General features: G+C 66.3%; 25 protein-coding genes. 20 read left to right on the top strand and 5 right to left on the bottom strand.

Annotation, left to right across the window (positions count from 1 at the left end):
• The first annotated feature begins 210 nt into the window (after window positions 1–210).
• Together QH195_RS34160 and QH195_RS34155 are read left to right on the top strand one after the other, a co-directional pair.
• On the top strand, window positions 211–1,551 hold the full coding sequence (locus QH195_RS34160; RefSeq protein WP_280438437.1) for an AMP-binding protein: 1,341 nt from the start codon (window positions 211–213) through the stop codon (window positions 1,549–1,551).
• Between the two features lie 263 nt (window positions 1,552–1,814).
• Entirely contained in the window at window positions 1,815–2,840 is a 1,026-nt protein-coding gene (locus tag QH195_RS34155; RefSeq protein WP_432278506.1) for an alpha/beta hydrolase, read from the top strand.
• A gap of 75 nt (window positions 2,841–2,915) precedes the next feature.
• Here the strand turns inward: QH195_RS34155 and QH195_RS34150 are convergent, their stop codons facing one another.
• Complete coding sequence (locus QH195_RS34150; protein ID WP_280438436.1) at window positions 2,916–3,080, bottom strand: hypothetical protein; 165 nt, start codon at window positions 3,078–3,080, stop codon at window positions 2,916–2,918.
• Window positions 3,081–3,890: an enoyl-CoA hydratase-related protein gene (locus QH195_RS34145; protein ID WP_280438435.1), complete on the bottom strand. Its 810-nt coding sequence runs from the start codon at window positions 3,888–3,890 to the stop codon at window positions 3,081–3,083.
• Window positions 3,891–4,023: 133 nt separating this feature from the next.
• Here QH195_RS34145 and QH195_RS34140 point away from each other — a divergent pair, with 133 nt between their 5' ends.
• A complete protein-coding gene (locus QH195_RS34140) occupies window positions 4,024–5,259 on the top strand; it encodes a TetR/AcrR family transcriptional regulator (RefSeq protein WP_280438434.1) in 1,236 nt (411 codons plus the stop codon).
• A 61-nt stretch (window positions 5,260–5,320) separates the two neighbouring features.
• Here the strand turns inward: QH195_RS34140 and QH195_RS34135 are convergent, their stop codons facing one another.
• Window positions 5,321–6,838 (bottom strand): aldehyde dehydrogenase family protein, encoded by a 1,518-nt coding sequence (locus tag QH195_RS34135; RefSeq protein ID WP_280438433.1) that lies wholly within the window; start codon window positions 6,836–6,838, stop codon window positions 5,321–5,323.
• A 270-nt stretch (window positions 6,839–7,108) separates the two neighbouring features.
• Between QH195_RS34135 and QH195_RS34130 the strand changes: the two genes are divergently transcribed.
• Genes QH195_RS34130 through QH195_RS34120 form a run of 3 tightly spaced genes read left to right on the top strand, consistent with a single transcriptional unit; the run spans window position 7,109 to window position 9,926 of the window.
• Window positions 7,109–8,245: an ATP-binding cassette domain-containing protein gene (locus tag QH195_RS34130; RefSeq protein ID WP_280422947.1), complete on the top strand. Its 1,137-nt coding sequence runs from the start codon at window positions 7,109–7,111 to the stop codon at window positions 8,243–8,245.
• Window positions 8,242–9,051 (top strand): ABC transporter permease, encoded by an 810-nt coding sequence (locus QH195_RS34125; RefSeq protein WP_280422948.1) that lies wholly within the window; start codon window positions 8,242–8,244, stop codon window positions 9,049–9,051. Before QH195_RS34130 ends, QH195_RS34125 begins: the two co-directional genes overlap by 4 nt.
• A complete protein-coding gene (locus QH195_RS34120; RefSeq protein WP_280438432.1) occupies window positions 9,048–9,926 on the top strand; it encodes an ABC transporter permease in 879 nt (292 codons plus the stop codon). Before QH195_RS34125 ends, QH195_RS34120 begins: the two co-directional genes overlap by 4 nt.
• A 239-nt stretch (window positions 9,927–10,165) precedes the next feature.
• On the opposite strand, the gene QH195_RS34115 is transcribed toward QH195_RS34120, so the two are convergent.
• Complete coding sequence (locus QH195_RS34115; RefSeq protein ID WP_432278435.1) at window positions 10,166–11,353, bottom strand: lycopene cyclase family protein; 1,188 nt, start codon at window positions 11,351–11,353, stop codon at window positions 10,166–10,168.
• 44 nt (window positions 11,354–11,397) lie between these two features.
• Window positions 11,398–11,877: a hotdog fold domain-containing protein gene (locus tag QH195_RS34110; protein ID WP_280422951.1), complete on the bottom strand. Its 480-nt coding sequence runs from the start codon at window positions 11,875–11,877 to the stop codon at window positions 11,398–11,400.
• A 537-nt stretch (window positions 11,878–12,414) separates the two neighbouring features.
• Here QH195_RS34110 and rpsJ point away from each other — a divergent pair.
• From rpsJ to QH195_RS34040, 14 genes are all read left to right on the top strand, one after another.
• Window positions 12,415–12,720: a 30S ribosomal protein S10 gene (gene rpsJ, locus QH195_RS34105; protein WP_003938093.1), complete on the top strand. Its 306-nt coding sequence runs from the start codon at window positions 12,415–12,417 to the stop codon at window positions 12,718–12,720.
• Between the two features lie 14 nt (window positions 12,721–12,734).
• Window positions 12,735–13,400, top strand: a complete 666-nt coding sequence (rplC, locus tag QH195_RS34100; RefSeq protein ID WP_280438431.1) for a 50S ribosomal protein L3 — start codon at window positions 12,735–12,737, stop codon at window positions 13,398–13,400.
• Window positions 13,397–14,071: a 50S ribosomal protein L4 gene (rplD, locus tag QH195_RS34095; RefSeq protein WP_280422953.1), complete on the top strand. Its 675-nt coding sequence runs from the start codon at window positions 13,397–13,399 to the stop codon at window positions 14,069–14,071. Before rplC ends, rplD begins: the two co-directional genes overlap by 4 nt.
• Complete coding sequence (rplW, locus tag QH195_RS34090) at window positions 14,068–14,373, top strand: 50S ribosomal protein L23 (RefSeq protein ID WP_030522697.1); 306 nt, start codon at window positions 14,068–14,070, stop codon at window positions 14,371–14,373. The genes rplD and rplW overlap by 4 nt, the downstream gene beginning before the upstream one ends.
• A 33-nt stretch (window positions 14,374–14,406) precedes the next feature.
• The gene (gene rplB, locus QH195_RS34085) at window positions 14,407–15,243 is read left to right on the top strand and encodes a 50S ribosomal protein L2 (RefSeq protein WP_033244236.1); all 837 of its coding nucleotides are present in this window, start codon (window positions 14,407–14,409) and stop codon (window positions 15,241–15,243) included.
• 14 nt (window positions 15,244–15,257) lie between these two features.
• Complete coding sequence (gene rpsS, locus QH195_RS34080) at window positions 15,258–15,539, top strand: 30S ribosomal protein S19 (RefSeq protein WP_030522695.1); 282 nt, start codon at window positions 15,258–15,260, stop codon at window positions 15,537–15,539.
• Window positions 15,536–15,934 carry a 50S ribosomal protein L22 gene (gene rplV / locus QH195_RS34075; protein WP_033244237.1) on the top strand — a complete coding sequence of 133 codons (399 nt, stop codon included), beginning with the start codon at window positions 15,536–15,538 and terminating at the stop codon, window positions 15,932–15,934. Before rpsS ends, rplV begins: the two co-directional genes overlap by 4 nt.
• Window positions 15,935–16,732, top strand: a complete 798-nt coding sequence (gene rpsC / locus QH195_RS34070; protein WP_280422954.1) for a 30S ribosomal protein S3 — start codon at window positions 15,935–15,937, stop codon at window positions 16,730–16,732.
• Window positions 16,733–16,735: 3 nt separating this feature from the next.
• Window positions 16,736–17,152, top strand: a complete 417-nt coding sequence (rplP, locus tag QH195_RS34065) for a 50S ribosomal protein L16 (RefSeq protein ID WP_280422955.1) — start codon at window positions 16,736–16,738, stop codon at window positions 17,150–17,152.
• Window positions 17,152–17,391: a 50S ribosomal protein L29 gene (rpmC, locus tag QH195_RS34060; protein ID WP_033244240.1), complete on the top strand. Its 240-nt coding sequence runs from the start codon at window positions 17,152–17,154 to the stop codon at window positions 17,389–17,391. Before rplP ends, rpmC begins: the two co-directional genes overlap by 1 nt.
• A complete protein-coding gene (rpsQ, locus tag QH195_RS34055; RefSeq protein ID WP_039822436.1) occupies window positions 17,388–17,657 on the top strand; it encodes a 30S ribosomal protein S17 in 270 nt (89 codons plus the stop codon). The genes rpmC and rpsQ overlap by 4 nt, the downstream gene beginning before the upstream one ends.
• 124 nt (window positions 17,658–17,781) lie before the next feature.
• Window positions 17,782–19,158, top strand: a complete 1,377-nt coding sequence (locus QH195_RS34050; protein WP_280438430.1) for a hypothetical protein — start codon at window positions 17,782–17,784, stop codon at window positions 19,156–19,158.
• 15 nt (window positions 19,159–19,173) lie between these two features.
• Window positions 19,174–20,106 (top strand): NAD-dependent epimerase/dehydratase family protein, encoded by a 933-nt coding sequence (locus QH195_RS34045; RefSeq protein ID WP_280438429.1) that lies wholly within the window; start codon window positions 19,174–19,176, stop codon window positions 20,104–20,106.
• Between the two features lie 287 nt (window positions 20,107–20,393).
• Window positions 20,394–20,753, top strand: coding sequence for a hypothetical protein (locus QH195_RS34040; RefSeq protein WP_280438428.1), 360 nt, complete (start codon window positions 20,394–20,396; stop codon window positions 20,751–20,753).
• The last annotated feature ends 176 nt before the right edge of the window (window positions 20,754–20,929 follow it).

Below are 20,929 nucleotides of genomic sequence, written 5' to 3'. Positions count from 1 at the left end.
GCTATGGGCTGGCCGCCGCGGTGTGGACCAACGACCTGCGACGCGGGCACCGCGTCGCGCCAGCCATGTACGGCGGCATGTGGTGGGTGGACACCAGGTTGCGCCGCGGCCTGCGGTCCCCGGTAGGGGGCGGGGGGGTGGCCCGCCCCCGCGACCCCCGCGCCGCTGCCGCAACGCCGGCCGGAATCCGCCGCAGTAGCAGACGAACCCGTGGCGGAGAGCCGCGAGCCGGCCGGAGGCGTGGAGGCGGAATCCACGGCCGATCCGGAGCCGACTACCTTCCTGCGGCCGGTCACCGATGTGGAGACCACCACCTACATGTCGCCGATTCGCGATATCGGTTCCCGCGACGACGAGAACACGCTGCTGTCGCTGTTCGACGAACAAGTGGCGCGCACGCCCGCGGACCCGGCGGTCCGGCAGGGTGCGCGGTTGCTCAGCTATGCCGAACTGGACCGTAAATCCCGAGCCCTGTCGGTGGAACTGATCCGGTTCGGTGTCGGCGCGCAGACCCCGGTCGCGGTGGCCATGCGACCCGGAATAGATCTGGTGGTCGCGGTCTGCGCGGTCCTGCGCGCCGGCGGTGCCTACGTTCCGGTGGACCCGGGTGGTTCCACCGAGGACCTCGACCGGGTGCTGACGTCGGCGGAGCCGATCTGCGTGCTGAGCATTTCCGACGACGGCGTGACTACGGGTACTGGTATCCCGGTGGTCGCGATCGACCTGCTCTACCTGGATCTGCCGACCGATCCGGCCGCGGACCCGGTGGTGGCCGCCGACGATATCGCCGATATCCGCTACCGGGCGGATACCGCGGCCGGGGTCGCGGGTACCCACCGGCAGCTGGTCGAACGGCTGCGCCGGGCACAGCGCAGCCATCCGTACGATTCGGCGGACCTGGTGCTGCACGCGGCGCCCACGGTCGGTGACATCACCCTGTGGGAGCTGTTCCGGCCGCTGCACAGCGGAGCGCAGATCCTGATGCCCGACCATCCCGGCCGCGCCGCGGATCTGTCGCGGTCGATCGCCGCCCACAAGGTGACCATCGTGCATGTCGTCCCGGCACTGCTGGACCGGTTCCTCGATTCGGTGACCGACGGCGGCGGCCGGGCCGCGCATCCGAGTCTGCGGCGTGTGGTCGTGGACGGTGCCGCCCTGCCGTCGGGCGGGGTGGAACGGTTCATGAATCTGCTACCCGGCGCCGAGCTGGTCATCTGGTATGGGCACAACGAAACGGGTGTGATCACCGTCGGGTCGGTCGGTGGGCGGCCGGTCACCAACGACCGGGTGTATCTGCTGGACGAACAACTGCGTCCGGTACCGCCGGGCTCGGCCGGGGAGATGTACATCGGCGGACCACAGCTGGCGCGCGGGTTCTACGACGCTCCGGGCGAAACCGCCGCCCGGTTCGTCGCAGCGGCCGGCGGCGGCCGGTTGTACCGCACCGGCGATATCGTCCGGCGGCGCGACGGTGTGCTGGAATACCTGGGGCGTGCGGAACGCCACGGCGGGTCGTTGCCGGTCGGTTCCCGGCGCGGCGGGCATGATTAGCGCGATCGGCGCTGTGGGGCGGCAGGCGCGACCGAACCGAGACTTTCCGACAACGCTACGGTAACGATATGTCCACGCCGTACGACTACACAGGCGGAAACTCCGGGGCGGCCGACTCGTGCCCGGTTACTGTGAGCCGTTCGGGTCCGGGAACCGGTCGGTGCCGGTGGGTGGAAGTGAGCCCGAATGAACATTCGAGACGAAGCGAAGGTGCGAAATTGATACGTCGACTCAGCCGGCGTGGCGGAAGACGCGCCGCGGCGATGGTCGCGGCCACAGCGGTGTTCGCGGGAGTGATGACCGGACTCGGTGGCGGTACCGCGGCGGCGGCCGACCCGATCATCGAGTCCAAGACTCTGCTCGCCGACCCCACCTCGCCCAACGGGTCGCGGATCGTCAAGGCCGAGTACAAGGACGATCGCAACCTGCGCCTGTACGTCCACTCCACGGCCATGGACCGGGAGATCATCGTCGACGTCCAGCGTCCGGCCGATGCCTCGGTGCCCCGGCCCACGCTGTATCTGCTGAACGGGGCGGGCGGCGGCGAGGATTCCGCGTCGTGGCAGGCGCAGACCAATACGCTGGAGTTCTTGTCGGACAAGAATGTGAACGTCATCCAGCCGGTCGGCGGTAGCTGGACCTATTACACCGACTGGATCAAGGATGATCCGGCGCTCGGCCGCAACAAGTGGAAGACCTTCTTCACCGAGGAACTGCCGCCGCTGGTCGACGGCGCGCTCGGCACCAACGGTGTGAACGCCCTCGCCGGTCTGTCGACCTCCGCCACCACCGTGCTGGCTCTGCCGATCGGGAATCCGGGGCTGTACAAGGCGGCCGCCTCCTACAGTGGTTGCGCGCAGACCAGCGACCCGGTCGGTTCGGAGTTCGTGAAGCTCACCGTCGAGACGTGGGGCGGCGGCGACACCATGAACATGTGGGGTCCGCAGGGCTCCGAGGCGTGGGTCGCGAACGATCCGTATGTGCACGCCGAAGCGCTGCGCGGTATGGAGCTCTACGTGTCCACCGGTAACGGCCTGCCCGGCCGCTGGGACACGCTGAACGGTCCGCACACCCTGCCGGGGTCCTACGGCCTGGCCAACCAGATCCTGGTCGGCGGTGTCATCGAAGCGGGTACGAACTTCTGCACCCACAACCTGAAGGGCCGGTTGGATTCGCTGGGCATCCCCGCGACCTTCAACTTCCGTGATTCGGGTACCCACTCGTGGGGTTACTGGGAAGACGAGTTCCGGGCGTCCTGGCCGGTGCTCGCCCGTGGCCTGGGGGTCTGATCCCGCAACGCGCCGATGAACAGGGCGTGAGGTAAATCGAATGATGGCGGCCCGGTCGAATCGTCCGGGCCGCCATCATTTTCTGTACGAACTGACTGTCACCCGGAGATCGAGCCGGCGGAATTCGCCGGGGGCTCTTTCGGTGCTTTCCGCCGCCTCGGTCGATCGGTGGTTTTTCCCGGAAATGAACAACGGCCCGGTCGATTCGACCGGGCCGTCGCTGTCGTCCAGAGCGCGCATCTACTCCGCGAAGACCGCTTTGCGCTTGCCCAGCATGGCGGCGGCGCCTTCGAAGAAGTCGGGCGACTGCAACAGTTCCACCTGCCCGGCCTTCTCGTCGGCGAGTGCGGTGTCCAGCGCGGCCAGGGTGGCGCGGTTGAGGGCCTTCTTGGTGAGCTCCAGCGCCCGGCGGGGGCCGTGGCCGATCTTCTCGGCGGCGGCCTCGACGACGGCGTCCAGTTCGTCGGTGGTCTCCAGGACGTCGGTGAACAGTCCCTCGGCGCGGGCGGCCGGGGCGGGAAGGCGTTCGCCGAGCAGCGCCAGGCGGGCCGCCAGCGGCCGACCCGCGGCCGCGGCGACCAGTGCCGCGGCGCCGCCGTCGGGCATCAGGCCGATATTGATGAAGGCCAGCAGCAGGTAGGAGTCGGCTTCGGCGTAGACCAGGTCGGCGGCCAGTGCGATACCGACACCGACACCCGCGGCCGCGCCGCGGATCCGGGAGATCACCGGGACCGGCATATCCACGATGGCGCGGACCAGACGGTTCGCGGCATCCATCACCATGTCGGGAGTGATGCCGCGGGCGCCTTCCTCGGCGCTGGCGGCCAGGTCCGCGCCGGTGCAGAAATCACCACCCGCACCGGTGAGTACGACGACCCGGACCGATTTGTCCTGAGCCGCGTCGAGGAAGGTATCGCCGAGCGCGACCAGGCTGTCGTAATCGAGGGCGTTCTTCCGTTTGGGTTTGGTGAGCGTCACCCGTAGCACCCGGCCGTCGTGGACCGCGGAGAAACCCGCCGGCTGTGTTGTGGGGGAATCTGTGTTGACCATTTGCGCTCCATCGGGTGCTGTCCGGTGCCGACCGGCCTGCGAATACCGGTTAACATTGCGAATTGTGGTTAACTTAGGTTGACTTGTCGGGCGCTGTCAACACCGGCGGCGCCGCCGACGGAACGGAGAATGCATGGTCGCGGAGAGCAGCCGGGTGGACCCGGTGCGCATTCGTCCGGCCGACCGTGGCAACGGCCAGGGTGGACGACGGCGTCCCAAGGATCGCAAAGTGCAGATCATGCGCGCGGCGGCCCGCGCGTTCAGCGAGCGCGGCTACTATCCGGTCGGCGTGGACGAGATCGCGGCCGAGGTAGGTATCTCCGGTCCGGCGCTGTACCGCCATTTCGCCAACAAATACGCGCTGCTGGTGGCCGCCGCCGAAGAAGGCGCCCGGCAACTCCTGGACGCCGCACGCGGCGCGGACGAACCCGGCGCGACCCCCGAACAGCACCTCGACGACCTGATCCGCGCGGTGGCCGAGCACACCATCGAAATCCGCCGCGAGGCCGGCCTGTACCGGTGGGAGGGCCGGTACCTGGAGCAGCCCGACCGCGCCCGGATCCGCACCCTCTACAACGAGATCAACCGCGCCTTCGCCGGGCCGATCGAGAAGTTGCGCCCCGACGCGCCACCGGAGGACATCGCCCTGCTGGCGGCCGCGGTGCTCAGTGTGATCGGCAGTATCTCGGCCCATCGAACCGCCCTGTCGAGCACAAAACTGCTGCCGCTGCTGTGCGATATGGCGTGGGCGATCGTGCGCACCGAACTCCCGCCCGCACCGGGTCCCGGTGAACCCGATCCGCAGCCGCGCGGTCTGCCGGTGACCTCCAAGCGGGAACAGCTGCTCACCGAGGCGATCCGCATCTTCGGCCGTCGCGGTTATCACGAGGCCAGTATCGAGGAGATCGGCGCCGCCGTCGGTATCAATGCCTCCAGCGTCTACCGGTACTTCAGCAGTAAATCCGATCTGCTGGCCGCGGCGTTCCACCGCACGGGCGACCGGCTCGCGTTCGCGATCACCGAAGCATTGGCGGAGGCCAGTGGCCGCGCGGACGCGGTGGACAAGATCGCCGACCGGTATCTGCGGCTCAGTTTCGCCATGCCGGAGATCATGCCGGTCTACTACGCGGAATTCCCGAACCTGCCGCAGGCCGAACAGCACAAACTGCGCGCGATCCAGCGGCAGAACGTGCACGAATGGGCGAACCTGCTCGACGACGATCCCACCGAGGCGCGTTTCCGGGTGCATTCGGCGATCGGTCAGGTGATCGATGTGGGCCGGTTGATCCGCTTCGATTCCCGCCCGCAGCAGATCGCCAGGTTGCACGCCTTGATGATGGCCACACTGCTCGGGTCCGCGCCCCGCTGAATCGCCCGGCCGAACCGCCGGTACCGGTTCGGCCGGCCGGGGCGGTTTTCGCGGCCGGGCGTTACCCGTGCCGGAATCGGAAAACAGTGCGCGCGAACCGCAGTCGCCGCGCGTTCCGGTAGAAACCGGACAGACCGAGGGCTTCTCCGTAGCGATTCCGGGCGATGGACAGCGTCCGGCTGAATTCGCGCAGGCCCAGATCGCCGTGGCTGTGTCCCTGCCCGTACTCGCCCACACCGCCGAACGGTAGCGCCGGGATGCTCGCGTAGGTGGTGGCGGTATTGACCGTGACCACCCCCGCCCGCAATCGTTCCGCATAGATTTCGACCTCGGCGATATCGCGGGTGAACACCGATACCGCGATACCGCGACCGGCATCGTTGATGCGGGTGACAGCGTCGTCGAGATCGCGCACCTTGTTCACGATGAGGACCGGGCCGATACCTTCCTCGGTGATGGCGATGCTCTCTTCCGGGACATCGGCCAGGACGATGGGCTCGACATAGGGCTCGCGAATCGAGTCCAGGCCGCCGACGACCGCGCGGCCGCCGCGGGCCAGGGCGTCGCGGACCTGTTTACGCACCACCTCGGTCTGCGATTCCAGGATCATCGGCCCGTAGGACGACCGGCGGTCGGCTCCGGGGCGCAGTGCCCGCGCCCGCTTCACGACGAGATCGAGGAACTGGTCGTACACCGACGCCGCCACGTAGGCGCGCTGGACGCCGGTCGCGTTCTGGCCCGCATTCGCCATGGCGCCGAAAACCGCCGCCTCGGCGGCATCGTCGATTTTCGCATCGACGTGCACGATCATGGCGCCCTTACCGGAGTTCTCCACCACGACCGGGGTCATGGTCTGCGCGCACAGCGAGATCACTTCCCGGCCCTGGGCCTCCGGGCCCGCGTACGCGATTTTGTCGACACCGGCGCGGCACAGTGCGGCCGTGGTGGAATCATCGCCGGTGACCGCCGACAGCACCGGTTTGTCCGGCGCGACTTCCTGCCACGTCGACGCCAGCCACAAACCGGTACCGCTGGTGAGCTCATGAGGTTTGAAAACCACGGCATTACCGGCGGCCATGGCGTACGCGATCGAGCCCATCGGGGTGAAGACCGGGTTCTGCCAAGGCCCGAGCACCCCCACCACACCGAGCGGCAGATAGCCGACCGACGCGTGCTGGTTGCGGGTGAGCCAGTTCGACGCCAGTGTGCGCCGGCCCAATGCGCGGCCGGCGTTGCGCGCGGCCCAATCGAGGTTCTCCACCGCGAGCATCACCTCGATCGCGGCATCGGCCTCGGGTTTACCGGTTTCCTCGCGCAGGATCTCCACCAATTGTGCTGCGCGGCGCGCGATAACGCGCTTCCACTCCAGCAGCAATCGTTTACGCGGACCGAAACCTGCTGTGGACCACCAGCTCTCGGCCGAACGGGCATCGGACACGGCGCGTTCGAGTTCGCCCGGTCCGGCGATGGAGTAGTTGCCGACGATCTCTCCGGTGCGGGGATCGTAGGAGGTGAGCACGCTCGGTCGGCCGGATCCTCCCGAACGCGCCGCCACCTCGGGCTGCGCGGTATCGGCCATGCACGTCAGATTATGGTGGTGGCGGCCACGCCGACAAGGCACTCGCACTGCCCGTGCGCTGTCATTGCACCGCCGACCAGGGGTGATGGTCCGCCCATTTACTGCTGTGAGCAAACGCACAGTTGGTCCGTATCCCGTGTGGGGTACCGGCGGCGACCGGGCCGCCGAAACGCCGATCGGTAACATCGCGACCGGCGCCGGGGATCATCCAGCGGGATACCGATGCGCCGGTCCGCCCCACCGCCCCATCCGGCCGATAGTGGAGAGTTGATGCCGAGTTCGAATGATGCCGGGACAGCCGCCCGCAACGAAGTGTCTCCGGCTGAGCCGGGCGATACGCCCGCCGAGCCGGCCGGCAGCGTCGCGGCCCGGCCGGACGACCCACCTGCGGAGGCGAACAGGGCGACCCGCCGGACTCCCGGACCCGGAACCACCGCTGGGGCGACGACAGTCGAAGTCGACGGGATCACCAAATCGTTCGGCGAGGTACACGCGCTGCGGGGCGTGAGCTTCACCGCCGAGCGCGGTACGGTGCTCGGCATCCTCGGACCCAACGGCGCCGGTAAAACCACTACCGTCAAAATCCTGTCGACCCTGCTGCGGCCGGACGCCGGGCGGGCGATCGTGGCCGGTCACGATGTCCGGCAGAACCCGGCGGCGGTGCGCCGTTCGATCATGATGACCGGCCAGTACGCGGCGCTGGACCTGAACCTGTCGGGGCGGGAGAACCTCGAACTGTTCGGCCGGTTGATGGGCTTGAGTAAATCTGCCGCGCGTAAACGCGCGGACACACTGCTCGCCGAATTCGATCTCGTCGCCGCCGGCCGCCGCCCGGTGCACCAGTATTCGGGCGGTATGCGGCGCCGGGTGGATATCGCCTGCGGGCTGGTGGTCCGGCCGGAAGTGGTGTTCCTGGACGAACCGACCACCGGTCTCGACCCGCGGAGCCGGCAGGGCGTCTGGGAGCTGGTGAACGCCCTGAAGGATCAGGGCATCACCGTTCTGCTGACCACCCAATACCTCGAAGAAGCCGATGTGCTCTCGGACAACATCATCGTGATCGACAAAGGCACGGTGATCGCCGAAGGGACCGCCGACGAACTCAAGGAGAAGACGGGCGGCAGCTACTGCGAAGTCGTACCGCTGGATCCCGCCGAGGTACGTCGTGCCGCCGCAGCGCTGGGTGATCTCGTCCCGTCCGCGGTCGCGGCCGATCTCGACGATGCCGAGCGGCTTTCCATCCCCGCGCCGGAGGGCGCCGCGACACTCGCCGAGGCGTTGCGCCGGTTGGATGCCGCCGAGATCAGGCTTGCCGATATCGGGCTGCGGCGCCCGTCTCTCGACGATGTCTTCCTTTCCATCACGGGCCTCACCGGTGGAACCGAGCGGCCGGGTGAGCCCATATGAGCGCTCCCGCGATCGACCGCACCGGACTCTTCGCCGAGCTGCCGCGGACACATGTCTCGTACTTCGCGCAATGGCGGGCACTCACCGGCCGGGTCGTCTGGACCATGGTCAGCAAGGGCGAGTTGATCGGCGCCATCCTCACACCGCTCGTGTTCACCGTGGGCTTCTATCTGCCGCTGCGTCTGGTGATGCAATTCCAGGGCATCGACTACGCACAGTTCGTCATGCCCATCGTCGTACTGCAAACCATGGCGTTCACCATGATGTCGAACGCGCAGCTGGCGGCCTTCGAGGCGCGCACCGGGTTCAGCACCCGGCTGCAGACCATGCCGATCGGCCTGCTCGTGCCGTTGACCTCGCGAATCGCGGCCGGACTCGTCCGTTCGGTGGTTTCGCTGACCGCCGCGCTGATCTACGGGCACATCATCGGGTTCGAATTCACCGCCGGGTGGGGACAAACCGTCGGGTTCTGTGCCTTCGCGCTCGCGGTCGGCACCATGCTGGCGATCGGCGCGGATGGCCTGGGCAGCCTGACGAAGAGCCCACAGGCGCTGAGCCAGGCGTTGACCCTGCCGACCTTGATCTTCGGCATGATGTCCTGCGGTTTCGTACCGGAGACGCAGTTCCCGGAATGGGTCCAGCCCTTCGTCCGCAATCAGCCCATCACCCAGTTCGCCTACGCCCTGCGCGATATGGCGGGCGACGGTGTCAGCTGGGAGGTGCTGCGCGTCGGGTTGATCTGGCTGGTCGCCGGGGCGGTGCTGTTCGTGCCGTTCGCGGTCTGGGCGAGTGTGAGGCGCGCATGAGTATGGTCGACACCTCTGCGAAGACACCCGGGGACCGCGAACGTTTCGCGCCGTCGGCCGCAGCGATCGACCTGCCGGCGGTCGCTGCCCGGGCCGAGAGTTCGCCGGTGGCCTGGGCGGTGCACAGCTGGGTCGAATGCAAACGGCTGCTGACGGGCTGGCTGCGCGATCCGTCGACCACCATCCAGACCATCGTGTACCCGGCGCTGACCCTGGTGATGTTCTGGATCGTGCTCGACGAGTCCATTTCGAGTTTCTCCGGGAAACCGGCCGTCTACGGCACGGTCCCGATGATCACGCTGATCGCGGCGATGATCGGGGCCGTGGTGAGCGCGCTCGGCTTCAAAACCGAGAAGGCGACCGGGCTACTCGGCCGTTTCTGGACCATGCCGATTCATCGTGCGGCCGGTCTCACCGGCCGGCTGCTGGCCGAGGCGATCAGGGTGCTGGTCACCACACTGATCGTGATCGCCGTGGGCTTCTGTATCGGTTTCCGGTTCGAACAGGGGCCGCTGGCCGCCCTCGGGCTCATCGGGATCCCCATTCTGTTCGGTATCGGATTCGCGGTGTTCATCACCTCGATCGCTGCCATCACAGAAGGGCCCCTGCTGGTGCAGATGGTCGGCCTGCTCACCAACCTGCTGCTGTTCTTCAACTCCGGTTTCGTGCTCATCGAGGCCTACCCGACCTGGCTGCGTTCCACCGTGGAGAACCAGCCCATGAGCTGCGCCATCGAGGCGATGAAAGGGCTTTCCTACGGTGGTCCCGTCGCCGAACCGCTCATCGACACCCTGCTGTGGGTCGGTGGGGTCATCCTGATCTTCGGCTACCCGGCGGTTCGCGGTTACCGTAAGGCGTCCGAGACCAGCGGCTGAGGATCCCAGCGCGGCGGGGAAGTGTTATCCGGGCACCGGGCACCGGGCACCGGGCACCGGGCTTCGGGCCGTCCGTCGGGAAGGGATATCCCGCGCCCATTCGGGTCAGCCGGTGGGTTGTCCGGCCGCCGACAGGCAAGGCCGGCCGGGTTACCACCAGCAGTCGGTCCGGTATCGCCGGTCGATGGCCGACAGGCACCGCCGGGCCACTACCAGTCACCGGACCCGGACTACTGGGGTTAATTCCGGCTGTCGGCAGGCACCGCCGGGGCGAAGGGATAATCGACCCACCGGTTGCGGTTGGTCCAGCCGACCAGGTCGTAGCGCCAGCGGAACGGCCAGGTGTGGGCGACGGTGTTGAAAAGCACCGTCCCCAGCGCGGCGTAGTCGTCGTGCGCCGACAGCAGTGCCCGCTGCCCGCGCGGGGAAGCGGAGAAGAAGGAATCGAACATGGCGACGGACTGTTCGGTGGTCAATCGGCCCAGCCCCCACAGTCCGCGCATACGCATCCAGTACGTGAGGCGCGCCCGCCACGGCCACAGCGCGGCGATCGCATCCTCGCCGCGCTGGATCGCGGCGACTGCGGTATCGGCCAGTGCGAACGAATCGGCCACGCTGTAGCCGGTGCAGGGATGCATCATCCCGCCGCGGGAACCGAACGGCACCACCCGTCCGACGCCCTTGGCCGGCGGCGGGGTGTCCAGCGGATAGTGTGCGGCTTCGCTCGGTTCCTCCCCGGTCAGTTCGATACCGTGTGCGGCCAGCCGATTCAGGGTGCGCCTGCGCAGTTCGTGCTGCGGCATACCGCCCCGCAACCCCAGGCTGGTCTCCTCGAAGATCACCGTGCCGTCGCCGAGGGGTACCGCGTACAGGAAAGAAGGCGGTTCGTCGGGCCCGGCGCCGTTCTCCGGCCGCCAGTCCAGCAGCAGTCCCTCGCCTTCGCGAATGATCGGCTCCGCGGTTTCGGCGGCGACGAAGATCCCGTGCGCGCTGGCGGTACGGCGGTCACCCGGCCCCGGCATTCCGCGGGAATCGACCACCACCGTCGCCCGGATCACCGTCCCGTCGGCGAGCTCGACCTCATGCGCATCCACCCGGGCCGCGCGCCCCGCGAACACCCGGGCGTCGTCGAGCGGCAGCGCGTCCCGCAGCAGCGGTTTCGACAGCACGCAGTAGGGGCGTTCGATCCGGAGCTCGGACGTGGTCCAGACGACCGGTGCCGGGATCCGGCTCGCGATCACGCTGTGCGGCAACCACTCCGGCAGTTCGTCGATCCAGCAGGAGAATGTCGGCGGCCACAGGCGGTCGGGCCGGGGATCCACGGCCGCCACCCGCAGGCCGGCCACGGTGGCGCGGTGGGCGAGTGCCCGGCCGGACGGGCCCAGCCCGACGACGCAGATATCGAATTTGTCGGTGCTGGCTGACATGTAACGCATTCAACGGCGTCCGGCGGGGGAGAGCAACTGCCCTGTCAGTTCTTGGGGGTGACCCAGGTGGTGATTTCGGCGTGCACCACCTCGCGACCGGTTTTGTCGTAGATCGATACGGGGACGGTCAGGTCGCGGCCCTCGGTGATGGTGGCGAAGTCGGGTGTCTCCGTGAGTTCGGCCACGGCACGGAGACCGGTGGTGGCCTTGGTCAGGTACTGGACCTGCATCGCCTTGGGGATCCAGCGGTGCGTGGTGGGGACCGTTGCCTCGCTCAGCATGCCCATGGCGATCTCCGCGAGGTTGCAGGCGGCGATGGCGTGGAAGGTGCCGAGATGGTTGTGTACGCCGAACCATTTCGGCGCCTTGACCTCGCAGAGGCCGGGTTCCAACCGGACCACCCGGGGCAGGACTGTGGCGAAATAAGGTACGCGGGCCACCATCGACAGCGAGAACAGGCCGTGGCCGAGGGCGTTGTCCGGCAGTTTGCGCCAGCCGCGGTAGGTACCGGTGAGGTTCGTCATGCCGCTATCTTACTCAGCGGTAAGATAGGCCCTGCGCGGTATGGTTGCCGCGGTGCCGGACCTCGGCCGACCCCGATTTGAAACGCCTCGGGGGGCTCGTGCATACTGTTCGGGTTGCCTTGCCCCGGGTCGCCGTCATTTCCATGAAATGGCACGGCTGGGCGGGGTGAGTAAAACCAGCGAGTACCTCACCGAATGCGGTGCGGGTACGTCCGGGACGAAGTTCCGCAGGCCACGATCGAAGAATTCTTCCGGGGCCGAGGAATGAGCGGAAAGGCGACACGCCCGACCGCGTGGACCGGAGAACCATGACAGATGAACAGCGGCACGGACTGGGTTATCCCTGGTCGTGGTCTCCACTGTGTTGGTTTGGTGCCTGATCGGGGGCCCTGCGTGGTTACGCAGGCTGCCTCCTCCGGGCCCTGACCGATCCGGCACGGGACGTCATCGTGTGTTCGGGCTGTGCAAATGAAGGTGGTACGGACGCCCTAGCCGGTATCCGGATCACGGACGAAAGCGGAGAAAAGGACACTTAGCGTGGCGGGACAGAAGATCCGCATCAGGCTCAAGGCCTATGACCACGAGGCGATCGACGCGTCTGCGCGCAAGATCGTCGAAACGGTGACCCGCACCGGGGCCCGGGTCGTCGGGCCGGTGCCGTTGCCGACCGAGAAGAACGTGTACTGCGTCATCCGTTCGCCGCACAAGTACAAGGACTCGCGCGAGCACTTCGAGATGCGTACGCACAAGCGGCTGATCGACATCCTCGACCCGACGCCGAAGACGGTGGATGCCCTCATGCGCATCGACCTGCCGGCCAGCGTCGACGTCAATATCCAGTGACGGGGACTCTCGATATGACTGACAACAAGAGCAGGCCCGCGGCCGGCATCCTGGGCACCAAACTGGGCATGACCCAGGTGTTCGACGACAAGAACCGGGTCGTCCCGGTCACCGTCGTCAAGGCCGGACCGAATGTGGTCACCCAGATCCGTACCGTCGAGCGCGACGGCTACAGCGCCGTGCAGGTCGCGTTCGGCGCCATCGACCCCCGCAAGGTGAACAGGCCGGAATCCGGCCAGTTCGCCAAGGCCGGTGTCACCCCGCGCCGTCATGTCGCGGAGATCCGCGTCGCGGACGTGTCCACCTTCGAGGTCGGCCAGGAGATCTCGGCCGACGCGTTCGAAGAGGGCACCTACGTCGACGTCACCGGCACCAGCAAGGGCAAGGGCTTCGCCGGCACCATGAAGCGCCACGGCTTCCGTGGCCAGGGTGCCTCGCACGGTGCCCAGGCCGTGCACCGTCGCCCGGGTTCCATCGGTGGCTGCGCCACCCCCGGCCGCGTGTTCAAGGGCATGCGCATGTCGGGCCGTATGGGTAACGACCGCGTCACCACGCAGAACCTGTCGGTTCACAAGGTGGACGCCGAGAACGGCCTGCTGCTGATCAAGGGAGCGATCCCGGGTCGCAAGGGCGGCGTCGTGATCGTCAAGAGCGCCGTGAAGGGTGGTGCGCACGCATGACCAGCCTCGAGAAGAAGGCGAATCTGACGCTGCCGGTCAAAGAACTCGGTGGCAAGACCAACGGCACCGTCGATCTCCCCGCCGAGATCTTCGATGCGACCGCGAATATCGCGCTGATGCACCAGGTGGTCGTGGCCCAGCAGGCCGCCGCCCGCCAGGGCACGCATTCCACCAAGACCCGCGGTGAAGTCCGCGGCGGTGGTAAGAAGCCGTACCGCCAGAAGGGCACCGGCCGCGCCCGCCAGGGTTCGACCCGCGCCCCGCAGTTCGCCGGCGGTGGCACCGTGCACGGCCCCAAGCCGCGCGACTACAGCCAGCGCACCCCCAAGAAGATGATCCAGGCCGCCCTGCGTGGTGCGCTGTCGGATCGGGCGCGGAACGAGCGGATCCACGTGATCAGCGAGCTCGTCGCGGGCCAGGACCCCTCGACCAAGACCGCGAAGACCTTCCTGTCCGAGCTCTCGGACCGTAAGAAGTTCCTCCTGGTCGTCGGCCGCGAGGACGTCACTGCCTGGAAGAGTGCCCGCAACCTGGAATACGTGCACACCATCGCACCGGACCAGCTGAACACCTACGACGTGCTGGACAGCGACGAAGTCGTGTTCTCCGTCGAGGCGCTCAACGCCTTCGTGCACGGCCCGGCTGAGGCTGCACAGGAGGAGAGCAAGTGAGCACCATCGCCGATCCGCGCGACATCCTGCTGGCGCCGGTCATCTCGGAGAAGTCCTACGGTCTGATCGAGGAGGGCACCTACACCTTCATCGTGCACCCGGACTCCAACAAGACCCAGATCAAGATCGCGGTCGAGAAGGTCTTCGGGGTGAAGGTCACCAGCGTCAACACCGCCAACCGTCAGGGCAAGCGCAAGCGGACCCGCTTCGGTTACGGCAAGCGCAAGGACACCAAGCGCGCGCTCGTGACCATCTCGGCCGACAGCAAGCCCATCGAGATCTTCGGAGGCCCGGTCGCGTAAGCGGCGGGGAGTCCAGAAAGCAGAGAAGAACTCATGGCAATCCGTAAGTACAAGCCGACTACCCCGGGCCGCCGCGGGTCGTCCGTCTCGGACTTCGCCGAGATCACCCGGTCGACCCCCGAGAAGTCGCTGGTTCGCCCGCTGACCAAGAGCGGTGGCCGTAACGGCCACGGCCGGATCACCACCCGTCATCGCGGTGGCGGTCACAAGCGCGCCTACCGGCTGATCGACTTCCGCCGGCACGACAAGGACGGTGTACCGGCCAAGGTCGCTCATATCGAGTACGACCCCAACCGCACCGCCAATATCGCGCTGCTGCACTACCTCGACGGCGAGAAGCGCTACATCATTGCCCCCCGCGGCGTGGTGCAGGGCACCAAGATCGAGTCCGGACCGACCGCGGATATCAAGCCCGGCAACAACCTGCCGCTGCGCAATATCCCCACCGGTACCACCATCCACGCGGTGGAGCTGCGTCCCGGCGGCGGCGCCAAGATGGCCCGCTCGGCCGGTGCCAGCATCCAGCTGCTGGGTAAGGAAGGCCCCTACGCCACGCTGCGTATGCCCTCCGGTGAAATCCGCCGCGTCGACGTGCGCTGCCGCGCCACCGTCGGCGAGGTCGGCAATGCCGAACAGTCGAACATCAACTGGGGCAAGGCCGGCCGTATGCGCTGGAAGGGACGCCGTCCCACGGTCCGTGGTGTCGTCATGAACCCGGTCGACCACCCGCACGGTGGTGGTGAGGGCAAGACCTCCGGTGGTCGCCACCCGGTCTCGCCCTGGGGTCAGCCGGAAGGCCGCACCCGCAAGCCGAACCGTCCGAGCGACAAGCTCATCGTCCGTCGCCGTCGCACCGGCAAGAAGCGCTAAGGAGGAGGTAAGAAATGCCACGCAGCCTCAAGAAAGGCCCGTTCGTCGACGACCACCTCCAGGCGAAGGTGGACGTGCAGAACGACAAGGGCACCAAGCAGGTCATCAAGACCTGGTCGCGTCGTTCGACCATCACCCCCGATTTCATCGGCCACACCTTCGCCGTCCACGACGGTCGCAAGCACGTGCCGGTGTTCGTCTCGGAGAACATGGTCGGGCACAAGCTCGGTGAGTTCGCGCCGACGAGGACATTCCGCAGCCACGTCAAGGAAGATCGGAAGAGCAAGCGGCGATGAGCACAGAAACGCAGAATCCGACTGCGCGCGCGACCGCCAAGCACGTGCGCGTGACCCCGATGAAGGCTCGCCGGGTCGTGGACCTGGTCCGCGGTAAGCGCGTCTCCGATGCGCTCGACCTGCTCCGGTTCGCCCCGCAGGCCGCCAGCACCCCGGTCGCCAAGGTCGTGGCGAGTGCCGCGGCGAACGCCGAGAACAACCTCGGCCTCAACCCGGACACCCTGGTCATCTCGACGGCCTATGTCGACGAGGGCGCGACCATGAAGCGGTTCCAGCCGCGCGCCCAGGGCCGGGCGTTCCGGATCCGCAAGCGCACCAGCCACATCACCATCGAGGTCGAGAGCGTCCCCACCGCCGGTGGCACTCGTGGCCGCCGGAAGGGAGGGGCAAAGTAAATGGGACAGAAGATCAACCCCCACGGCTTCCGCCTCGGTATCACCACCGACTGGAAGTCCCGTTGGTACGCCGATAAGCAGTACGCGGACTACGTCAAGGAAGACGTCGCCATCCGCAAACTGCTGAGCACCGGCATGGAGCGGGCCGGCATCTCCAAGGTGGAGATCGAGCGCACCCGTGATCGGGTCCGCGTCGATATCCACACCGCGCGTCCGGGTATCGTCATCGGCCGCCGTGGCGCCGAGGCCGACCGTATCCGCGCCGAACTGGAGAAGCTCACCAAGAAGCAGGTGCAGCTGAACATCCTCGAGGTCAAGAACCCCGAATCGGATGCCCAGCTGGTTGCCCAGGGTGTCGCCGAACAGCTGTCGAACCGTGTGGCGTTCCGTCGCGCGATGCGTAAGGCCATCCAGTCGGCCATGCGTTCGCCGAACGTCAAGGGCATCCGTGTGCAGTGCTCGGGCCGCCTCGGTGGCGCCGAGATGTCGCGCTCGGAGTTCTACCGCGAAGGCCGTGTCCCGCTGCACACCCTGCGCGCCGATATCGATTACGGCCTGTACGAGGCCAAGACCACCTTCGGTCGTATCGGTGTCAAGGTCTGGATCTACAAGGGCGATATCGTCGGCGGCAAGCGTGAGCTGCCCGCCCCCAGCGCCCCGGCCGGCGATCGCCCGCGCCGGGAGCGCCCGAGCCGCCCGCGTCGTTCCGGTTCCTCCGGCACCACTGCGACCAGCACCGAGGCCGGGCGCGCCGCTACCGCGGTGGCCGAGCCCCCGGCAGAAAAGCAGGAGGGCTGACCCATGCTGATGCCCCGCAAGGTCAAGTTCCGTAAGCAGCATCACCCGAGCCGCAGCGGTCTCGCCAAGGGCGGCACCTCGGTGGCGTTCGGCGAGTTCGGCATCCAGGCTCTGGAGCCGGCGTACGTGACCAACCGGCAGATCGAGTCGGCACGTATCGCGATGACCCGCCACATCAAGCGTGGCGGCAAGATCTGGATCAACATCTACCCGGATCGCCCGCTGACCAAGAAGCCGGCCGAAACCCGTATGGGTTCCGGTAAGGGTTCGCCGGAGTGGTGGGTCGCGAACGTCAAGCCCGGTCGCGTGATGTTCGAGATGAGTTACCCCAACGAGGAGATCGCTCGTGAGGCCCTGCGCCGCGCGATGCACAAGCTCCCCATGAAGTGCAGGATCGTGACGAGGGAGGAGCAGTTCTGATGGCTACCGGTACTCCGGCCGCAGAGCTCCGCGAGCTGACCGAGGACGAGCTCGTTCAGCGCCTGCGTGACTCGAAGGAAGAGCTGTTCAACCTGCGCTTCCAGATGGCGACGGGTCAGTTGACCAACAATCGCCGGCTGCGTGTGGTGCGTCACGAGATCGCGCGTATCTACACGGTCATGCGTGAGCGCGAGCTCGGTTTGGCCACCGGACCCGCTGACAAGGGAGATGCGGCATGAGCGAGAAAGAGCAGGAGCGCGGCCGCCGCAAGGTTCGGGTCGGTTACGTCGTCTCCGACAAGATGAACAAGACGATCGTCGTGGAGCTGGAAGACCGTAACCGGCACGCCCTCTACGGCAAGATCATCCGCACCACCTCCAAGGTGAAGGCGCACGACGAGAACGAGGTCGCCGGTGTCGGCGACCGCGTGCAGCTGATGGAGACCCGGCCCACGTCGGCCACCAAGCGGTGGCGGCTGGTCGAGGTCCTGGAGAAGGCCAAGTAGGTCTTCTTCTCGGCTGTGAAGGTCGTAAATGCAAGGCCCGCTTCCCGATTCCGGGAAGCGGGCCTTCATCGTCGGTAGCCGTCAAAGAACCGAATCAGTGCGGTGAGTGGTTTACGCTCGGGGTATGCCGACAGCCCACCGTGGTTCTCAGCTCGGGGATGTGATCAAGGCCTACATGAAGGCCCGTGGCATCACAACGCATGATGCGATGGCTCGGGTTCTCGGTGTCGAGCGAAGTCTCGTAACCAAGTACGTGCACGGGTCGAGAACCTGCCGTGATGTCGAACAGCTCCTGCGCTTCGCTGAAGCTATGGAAATCGCTCCAGAGGTCTTCGGATTGTCCGGTAGCGTGCGCACTCCACACTGGAGTGCCAGTATCGCAGAGTGGAAGCTGACGCGGCAGACCTTGAACCGGAATCGACATGCGTTGACTGCAGTTGCTGCTGGGATGTACTGGGATCCGGTTCGGATCGAAGGTACACACTGCCTGTCTCGTCCAGGCTGGTTGGCACCTGAACCCCTGGACCTCGATGCTGTCCATCTCGACCTTGTCTCCGATGTGGACGAACCGTTGTTGAACGGCGGCGAAGTCGAAAGCGAGCCGGTGCGACCCGTTCGTCCCGATGGGCCGCGATACGAGCGGTACAGCCAGGCGGTTCGGGCAATTGCCCAACCTGCCCTGTTCGAAAACCGCACGTCGTACAGATTGCTCGATGCCGAATTCGAGCATGGCGGCGGTCGGATGCGCTTCGGCCTGACAACCTATTTCGACATGGTCGATGTCTGCGAGGCGCTGGCGCATGAGACCGCCGCGGCATGGGTCACGTCGGGTAGCCCTGGTCGTCTAGAACTCGGGAAACTTCCGTTCCGAGAGCGAATCGGCGATCTGTTCGAAACGGGGCGCCGAGCGTTGCTGCCGAGTATCAACACCTTGACGATCCGCAGGGGCAAGGGCGGCGACAGCTTCTTCCTTCACCGAAGAGGACGGGGATCGGTGACTCTTGCAGCGGGATTGACTCATATCATTCCCGCAGGGGTGTTTCAGCCGGCGGCAATCGGCCCTTGGAATGTTGCACGAGATTTCGCGCTCTGGCGGAATATGCTCAGGGAATTCTTCGAAGAATTCCTGGATGCGCCGGAGCACGACGGCAGTCGCGGGACCTCGGTGGACTATGCGGCGGAGCCTTACGCTTTCTTGTCTCGAGCTCGCCGGGAGGGAAGGATCCGAGCATGGTGTTTCGGGGTGGGGTTGGACCCGCTGGCCCCGGCCGGTGAAATCCTGACAACCACGGTCTTCGAAGCGGAGACGTTCGACCGAGCGTTCTCGGGGCTCGTAGCCCAGAACGCCGAGGGTGAGATCGAAACACTCGGGGACGGCACGGTCGGAACGCCATGGAGTGCGGACAATGTTCGCCGTGCGCTGAACCATGAGCCACTGGCCCCCGCTGCTGCCGCCTGTATTGCGCTCACCTGGCGGCATCGGGCAATGCTGCTTCCATAGTGCGAGTATGGGCAGGTGCGTATTCTTGTGACCGGGGCAAACGGCTACCTGGGCCGTGCGGTCGTGGACCGTCTTGTATCTGTCGGGCATGAGCCGGTGGCAATGGTACGAACCGAACGGACGGCCCTATCCGTCGAGATTCGGGTATCAGATCTGCTCGACGAGAGCAGTCTTCAGAGAGCCCTCCATGAAATCGATGCGGTGGTACACCTCGCCGGTCTTACCCGGGCACGGGAATCGACAGGTGACCCGCTCATTTACTTTCGTGTCAACACCGGCGGAACGATCGCTCTTCTGAGTGCCATGGAGAATGCCGGAGTCGCCCGCCTGATCTTTGCGTCGACCGGCGCGGTGTATGGAACCCCGGATCATCAGCCGATGACCGAGGAGTTGCCCGATGCGCCGCCACACCCATACGCCGCCAGCAAACTCGCGGCCGAGCTGGCAATCGAATCGCAAGCACGCACAGGACGTCTATCCGCGACCATCTTGCGTTTGATGAATGTAGCCGGCGGGTTCGACCCCGACCCGACCCGTCTCGTCCCTCGGGCTCTGGCCGCCGCAGCCGAACATTCGAGGCTGGAGGTAAACGGCGACGGTAAAGCGGTTCGGGACTACCTGCACATCCAGGACGCGGCTGCCGCTTTCGGTGCGTGCCTCGACAAGGCCCCACCACCGGGCGAAGCCGAGCGGTACATCATCGGCAGTGGACACGGGACCAGCGTTCTCGATGTTGTTTCCGCAGTCGAGAACTACACCGGTCGCCGAATTGATCTCGTGCATCGGCCACCAGCGCCCGAGCCCGCGGTGCTCGTCGGCGACCCCTCCAAAGCTGTGTCCGAATTATCGTGGAGCCCTCATCGTTCCGACATCCAAACCATTGTTCGAGACGCTGCCGGGCACCGAGATGCGGCCCGTGGCGTAATCTTTGGAAGCAGCGGGCCGTAGACCGTGTGACAAATTGTCACAGCCGCGACGGCGAATGCGTTGCGACTCTTGATCCATGAACGATGGCCGGAACGGCTGCAGTCTTCAGAAGTCCATGCGATCCTGCGTGAAATCGGATCCGCCGACGCAGTAACGATGTCGCGGGTTGCATCCGGACTACGGGATCAAATCACCCGCACGCCGAGGTTGCAGGACGAAATCGATGGTGTGGTTGCCCGATACCGAGCGGCGCATACCGATGCACCGCCACGTGGTTGCGACCCGGCTGGTTCGGCCGGTACGCAGCGATGACGCCGGGCGAGAGCGTACCTGCTGTGTCGTATTTGCGTGCTGACCTCAGTCGTGAGGGCCTGGAGCTGGATGAGCACCGGATGTGGCGGCTGGCCATTCGTTTCGGCTACGATCTGCGGGAACTGATCCGCACCGATGCTTCCCACGCTCAACGGTTGGTGACGCTCGAAGACCGAATCAGATCGCACCGGGCCGAGGCGGTTTTTGTACCGTCCGTCGACCATCTCGACGGTCAGCTGGCCCGAATCGTTTCGCAGGCCGACGTGATCGAACAGAGCGGTGAGACCTACGCCAGGCGGTATCCGATTATGGACGTGCTGGGCGATCTGCTTCTCGGTCGACGGGCGTCACAGTAGGATAATTGTATTCCGTCTACCGATCGGTGATCAGAAGAAGGTCCCCACTGGCTCGACCCCAGCCAAGCCCAGATCAGCCGCATCGAGACGGGAGCGGCTTCCGAGCACATGACCAGAACTCATCCGCTGGACGCAGGTACTGCGTATCCCTGCCGAATTACTGTCGTTCAAGGTGC

The sequence above is a fragment of the Nocardia carnea genome (assembly GCF_029868855.1).
GTDB classification, from domain to species: Bacteria; Actinomycetota; Actinomycetes; order Mycobacteriales; family Mycobacteriaceae; genus Nocardia; species Nocardia carnea_A.
The sequence above is the reverse complement of the archived record's forward strand: the minus strand, read 5'-3'. Positions and strand labels throughout refer to the sequence as shown.

Coding starts and splice junctions, on each gene's coding strand:
- QH195_RS34155 (WP_432278506.1), top strand. CDS start 1,815: ATGGTCGCGGCCACAGCGGTGTTCGCGGGAGTGATGACCGGACTCGGT.
- QH195_RS34150 (WP_280438436.1), bottom strand. CDS start 3,080: ATGCGCGCTCTGGACGACAGCGACGGCCCGGTCGAATCGACCGGGCCG.
- QH195_RS34145 (WP_280438435.1), bottom strand. CDS start 3,890: ATGGTCAACACAGATTCCCCCACAACACAGCCGGCGGGTTTCTCCGCG.
- QH195_RS34140 (WP_280438434.1), top strand. CDS start 4,024: ATGGTCGCGGAGAGCAGCCGGGTGGACCCGGTGCGCATTCGTCCGGCC.
- QH195_RS34135 (WP_280438433.1), bottom strand. CDS start 6,838: ATGGCCGATACCGCGCAGCCCGAGGTGGCGGCGCGTTCGGGAGGATCC.
- QH195_RS34130 (WP_280422947.1), top strand. CDS start 7,109: ATGCCGAGTTCGAATGATGCCGGGACAGCCGCCCGCAACGAAGTGTCT.
- QH195_RS34125 (WP_280422948.1), top strand. CDS start 8,242: ATGAGCGCTCCCGCGATCGACCGCACCGGACTCTTCGCCGAGCTGCCG.
- QH195_RS34120 (WP_280438432.1), top strand. CDS start 9,048: ATGAGTATGGTCGACACCTCTGCGAAGACACCCGGGGACCGCGAACGT.
- QH195_RS34115 (WP_432278435.1), bottom strand. CDS start 11,353: ATGTCAGCCAGCACCGACAAATTCGATATCTGCGTCGTCGGGCTGGGC.
- QH195_RS34110 (WP_280422951.1), bottom strand. CDS start 11,877: ATGACGAACCTCACCGGTACCTACCGCGGCTGGCGCAAACTGCCGGAC.
- rplC (WP_280438431.1), top strand. CDS start 12,735: ATGACTGACAACAAGAGCAGGCCCGCGGCCGGCATCCTGGGCACCAAA.
- rplD (WP_280422953.1), top strand. CDS start 13,397: ATGACCAGCCTCGAGAAGAAGGCGAATCTGACGCTGCCGGTCAAAGAA.
- rplB (WP_033244236.1), top strand. CDS start 14,407: ATGGCAATCCGTAAGTACAAGCCGACTACCCCGGGCCGCCGCGGGTCG.
- rpsS (WP_030522695.1), top strand. CDS start 15,258: ATGCCACGCAGCCTCAAGAAAGGCCCGTTCGTCGACGACCACCTCCAG.
- rplV (WP_033244237.1), top strand. CDS start 15,536: ATGAGCACAGAAACGCAGAATCCGACTGCGCGCGCGACCGCCAAGCAC.
- rpsC (WP_280422954.1), top strand. CDS start 15,935: ATGGGACAGAAGATCAACCCCCACGGCTTCCGCCTCGGTATCACCACC.
- rplP (WP_280422955.1), top strand. CDS start 16,736: ATGCTGATGCCCCGCAAGGTCAAGTTCCGTAAGCAGCATCACCCGAGC.
- rpmC (WP_033244240.1), top strand. CDS start 17,152: ATGGCTACCGGTACTCCGGCCGCAGAGCTCCGCGAGCTGACCGAGGAC.
- rpsQ (WP_039822436.1), top strand. CDS start 17,388: ATGAGCGAGAAAGAGCAGGAGCGCGGCCGCCGCAAGGTTCGGGTCGGT.
- QH195_RS34050 (WP_280438430.1), top strand. CDS start 17,782: ATGCCGACAGCCCACCGTGGTTCTCAGCTCGGGGATGTGATCAAGGCC.
- QH195_RS34040 (WP_280438428.1), top strand. CDS start 20,394: ATGACGCCGGGCGAGAGCGTACCTGCTGTGTCGTATTTGCGTGCTGAC.